Annotated in this window: 7 protein-coding genes; 2 read left to right on the top strand and 5 right to left on the bottom strand. The window is 31.4% G+C overall.

Features of this window, described 5'->3' with window-relative positions:
- On the top strand, positions 1-543 hold a 543-nt coding region (locus N4A42_RS06275; protein ID WP_294071480.1), incomplete at its 5' end, for a HAMP domain-containing sensor histidine kinase.
- On the opposite strand, the gene N4A42_RS06270 is transcribed toward N4A42_RS06275, so the two are convergent.
- Positions 540-929 (bottom strand): HIT family protein, encoded by a 390-nt coding sequence (locus N4A42_RS06270; RefSeq protein WP_294071478.1) that lies wholly within the window; start codon positions 927-929, stop codon positions 540-542. The two genes, N4A42_RS06275 and N4A42_RS06270, sit on opposite strands and share 4 nt — an antisense overlap.
- An 88-nt stretch (positions 930-1,017) precedes the next feature.
- The gene (gene greA, locus N4A42_RS06265) at positions 1,018-1,491 is read right to left on the bottom strand and encodes a transcription elongation factor GreA (RefSeq protein ID WP_294071476.1); all 474 of its coding nucleotides are present in this window, start codon (positions 1,489-1,491) and stop codon (positions 1,018-1,020) included.
- A 139-nt stretch (positions 1,492-1,630) separates the two neighbouring features.
- Between greA and N4A42_RS06260 the strand changes: the two genes are divergently transcribed.
- On the top strand, positions 1,631-2,065 hold the full coding sequence (locus tag N4A42_RS06260) for a hypothetical protein (protein ID WP_294071474.1): 435 nt from the start codon (positions 1,631-1,633) through the stop codon (positions 2,063-2,065).
- 80 nt (positions 2,066-2,145) lie between these two features.
- Here N4A42_RS06260 and pnuC read toward each other — a convergent pair whose 3' ends face one another.
- The 3 genes from pnuC to N4A42_RS06245 form a co-directional block, all read right to left on the bottom strand.
- Entirely contained in the window at positions 2,146-2,715 is a 570-nt protein-coding gene (gene pnuC, locus N4A42_RS06255) for a nicotinamide riboside transporter PnuC (RefSeq protein ID WP_294071472.1), read from the bottom strand.
- 1 nt (position 2,716) lies between these two features.
- A complete protein-coding gene (locus N4A42_RS06250; protein WP_294071470.1) occupies positions 2,717-3,490 on the bottom strand; it encodes a 2OG-Fe(II) oxygenase family protein in 774 nt (257 codons plus the stop codon).
- 2 nt (positions 3,491-3,492) lie between these two features.
- A partial coding sequence (locus N4A42_RS06245) for a TonB-dependent receptor (protein ID WP_294071468.1) occupies positions 3,493-4,713 on the bottom strand: 1,221 nt, incomplete at its 5' end.

Raw genomic sequence — 4,713 nt, 5'->3', positions numbered from 1 at the left:
GAAAATGTAAATCCAGACTATATTTTAGAAATTGAAAAAGATATTGATCGCTTACAAACCATTACAGATCGCTTTAGTAAAATTGGCTCTGCTCCAACCTTAAAAGAAATGGATATTATAGAAGTTACTAAATCATCTTATAGTTATTTAAAATCGAGATCTTCTAAACTTATAAATTTTGAAATAGAACATCCTGAAGTGCAAATCCCTGTAATGCTTAACCCGCAACTTTTTAGCTGGACTATAGAGAATCTTGTGAAAAATGCCATTGATGCTATGAAAGGTAAAGGAGATTTAAAACTTAAAGTTACCCAAACTGAAAAAAAAGTATTCATAAGTATATCTGACACAGGTAAAGGCATACCTAAACATCAGTTTACTAAAATTTTTGAACCTGGATATACCACCAAAAAACGTGGTTGGGGGCTTGGACTATCTTTAGCTAAACGTATTATAGAAGATTACCACAAGGGAAAAATAAAAGTAGTAAGCTCTGAAATAGGAAAAGGTACAACCATTCAGATTACATTAAAAACGAGTTAAAGATTATTAGCAATTTTAGAGGCTATTTCCTCAAACTCTTCGGGAGTTAATTTTTGTTTTTGAGTAAATCTTGCATCTTCCATACTATGCAAAGGTATTAAATGCACATGCACGTGTGGTACTTCTAAACCAATTACAGACATACCAACACGCTTGCATGGGATCGATTTTTCTATAGCAATAGCTACATCTCTAGAAAACTTCATTAAACCCATGTATGCAGCTTCATCTAAGTCAAATATTTTATTTACCTCTTTTTTTGGTATACAAAGTGTATGTCCTTTAGAATTAGGATTAATATCTAAAAAAGCAAAATAATCTTCGGTTTCTGCTATTTTATATGACGGTATTTCACCAGTAATAATTTTTGTAAAAATAGATGCCATCTCTAGGGTATTTGAATGCTTTATAAATATAAAAAGATTCCTTTAAATTAAGGAATCTTTTAAAACATTATAGTGGATATAAACTTTATTATCTTGAGATATCAAGAATATCAAACTTCATTATTCCACTAGGCACTTGTATTTCTGCAACCTCTCCTACAGACTTACCTAATAATCCTTTACCAATTGGTGAATTCACAGATATTTTACCAGCTGCTAAATCAGCTTCGCTCTCTGCTACCAAGGTATATGTCATTTCCATACCGTTAGCTTGGTTTTTTATTTTAACTATAGATAAGGCTAATACTTTAGAGGTATCTATTTGAGATTCGTCTATAACTCTTGCAGTGGCAAGCGTAGCTTCCATTTTAGAAATCTTCATTTCTAACATACCTTGGGCTTCTTTTGCAGCATCGTATTCTGCATTTTCACTTAAATCTCCTTTATCTCTTGCTTCAGCAATTGCTTGCGATGCTTTAGGACGTTCTATATCTTTAAGATGACTTAACTCTTCTCTTAATTTTTTTAATCCTTCTGCTGTATAATATGATACTTTACTCATAATTAATTCGTTTTAATAAAAGATGCTGAAAATGAATTCAGCATAAAAAAAATCTCGCGCTAACGAGATACTACACAAATATACAAAATATTTACTGTGTAATTTAAATAATTGTAAATTGAACCTCAAAAAACAACAAATGAAAAAGCTCATTATCGTCCTCACTTTAACAATGTTAGCATGTAGTGGAGATGACAATAACTCTAATTGTAACTTCTTATTTGATGCTGGTGTAAACCTTAACGTAAACACCAATTTACCACAATTTAATCAACTTAACTTTAACAGCAGCTCTGTATATGTCCCTAACCAAGGTAATAATGGTATTTGGCTATACCGCTTAAACTCTTCTACACTTTACGCTTGGGATGCTGCCGATCCTAGCCATGCGCCTGCAGCTTGCTCTACACTTACCGATTCTGGTACTGGCGACATTGTAGTTTGCGGGTGCGACGATGCTAACCAGTATAGTTTAGGCACAGGTTTAGGTCTAGAAGGCAATACACAATCTTGTACATTACAACCATATAGGGTCGATAATCTTGGTGATGGTCAGTATTTGGTGAGTAATTAAAAGAGAGTTAATTAATATGAGTTGTTTCAACAACAGTACAGAGAAATTCAACTTTCACCTTACAACTTAATGTATATTGTCTATAATTTTAACAATCTCATTTTAGACCTCCAAGTTCTGTAGCCTACAAAAGAAAACACCAAATACACACCTGTTAGTAAGGTATAATAATGAAGCCCTTTGGTTAAATACAGTACAATTGTTACTGCATTTATAATTATCCAAAATTTCCACGATGCCAAGTGTTTTTTGGCTTCGAGATAACTTGCTATAAAGCTAAAAATAGTTGTATGAGCATCTAAATATGGTGAACTAGCATCTGTATAATGGCTAAAAACATAACCCGTAACCATAGCTAAGACTTCACCAATAATTATAAGCACAACATAATTACTTACTGGTAGTTCGGTAATTTGTAATTGCGATTTAGAATCAGTTTTTTTATTCCAAAGCCAAAAACCATATACACCAATAACAACATAGTAAATGTATAGAATTGCTTCGGAATACAAATTCGTTTTATAAAACAAAAAGATGCTCAACATTGAAGAAATAATACCAAATAGCCAGCAAATGATCTTTTCTTTGATTAAAAAATAGATATAAGCTAAACCAAAAATAACTGCAGTAATCTCAATTATTGTTTCCAACTTAAAACAAATTTAAATACGCTTTATAATACGCATCACTACTAAAATTCATATCACCAAACTGCATTTGTTGTTTAGGTTTTGGTATAGAGAAAAAGGCAAAAGAGTAACGCTCTTGGTTGGCTTTTTGTAAATTAACTTGATGTGGTAAAGCTTTTATTTTTCCTTTGGTTAAATATTCTAATAAATATCCAGGAAACACAACACAATGATCTGATACTTTTAAGGCTTTTATGTCTCCAAATTCATCTTCATAAGAAAAACCATTGGCTGATCCATAAACAAAAACCGTAAAAAGAGAAACATCTACATGCTTAGATAGTCGTAATGGTTCATTGACATTTTTAGAAATGGCAGGATAGTAATTACAAGATGCCATATGCCCAATATGTGTATTATAAAAATCTTCTAATCCTGAGATTTGAAGTTGAGATATTACTTCTTGTTCTATACTGGTAATAGTTTTTACAATGCTGTCCCATTCAGATTTTAAAAATGAAGCAAACTCAACTGGGTATTTTTCTACAGGTGAAAATTTTGACAACACAAAAGAGTGCAACAAATCTGTACTATACTGATTTAAACTGTCTTCTTGCCCTAAAAAAGAATACCCATCAAACGCACAATTAAAATGCGCTTGAAGGTATTCTAATCTATAAGTTTTGGGTTGCTTTAAAAAGGTTTCAAAAGCAGATTTTATACTTTCATCAGAACTTTTAGCAATAGCGTTCTTTAATTTAAAAAATGATGCTTTTGAAGACAACCCTTCTTTCATTATTAAAATTTAAGAGTCATTCCTACTAAGAAATTAATAGTAGCTTGTGGAAAATACCCTTGTATTTCTCTATCTGTTGGACCTGTCCATGTATCTAAATACGTATAACCTCTATCTACATATTCTCTATCAAAAATATTATTTACTAAACCAGTAAATATTACTGATTTAAATACTTTATTCATTGGTATTTCATACACAACATTTAAATCACTCACAAAATAATCGCTTAATTTAGATGCTTTAGTATCTGTATTACTCAAATATTGTGAACTCACATATTTTCCTAATAAAGAAAACTGTAAATTCTCTTTTGGCGCAAAAGTTAAAGCATTTCCAGAGACAACATTTGGCGAAAAGGCAATGTTTGTATCACCAAAGTTTTTTAAGTCACCATCTCTTTCTGCCATTAATTCTTTAATTTTATTTTGACTAATAGCTACATTAGAATTAAAAGTTAATTTATTAGAGATATTTACTGTAGCATCTACCTCTAAACCTAAACGGTAACTGTCTTTTACATTTTCTCTTAAATACTCACCTACATTATCTAAAGCACCTGTTAACACTAATTGGTTATCATAACTCATGTAATACACATTGGCATTTAACTTAATCTTATTGCCAGAATAACGCCAACCCAATTCAAAATCGTTTAAGCTCTCGTGTGTTACTTCATCTCCATTACTTTCGTAGTCATTTCGGTTTGGTTCTCTATTTGCTCTAGCGTATGATGCATACAAGCTGTTTGAAGCATTTAATGTATATGTTATACCTAATTTAGGATTGAAAAAACTAAATGATTCATCAACATCTAATGGTGCTCTGTCTGATGTTAAACCTTCTGTTTCGTAGGTTACAAAACGCCCTTGTACATCTAAGAATGCTTTTAATCTATCTGTTACATTAAATGTGGCTTTAGAAAACACACTAAAATCATTTTTAGTAGCATCACTAAAATAGTAACGATCTCTAATGCTTGTGTTTTCTGCAAGGTCACTTCCCCAAATTATTTCACCATAATGATCATTGGTAAACGTATTGTATGAAGCACCTGAGATGATTTCGAGGTTATTATTTTTATAGGTTGCAGATCCGTTGATTACATAAAAATGATTATTTAACCATCGACGTTGTATAACATCACTTCCATCTATTATAAGGTTATCATAATCTTCGGCATCTCTATCATCTTTAAATTGCTCAAAATACCCTTTTCCTCT

Source organism: Winogradskyella sp. (assembly GCF_025210595.1).
Lineage (GTDB): Bacteria > Bacteroidota > Bacteroidia > Flavobacteriales > Flavobacteriaceae > Winogradskyella.
Note: the sequence above shows the minus strand (reverse complement) of the source record. Positions and strands in the feature narration are given on the sequence as shown.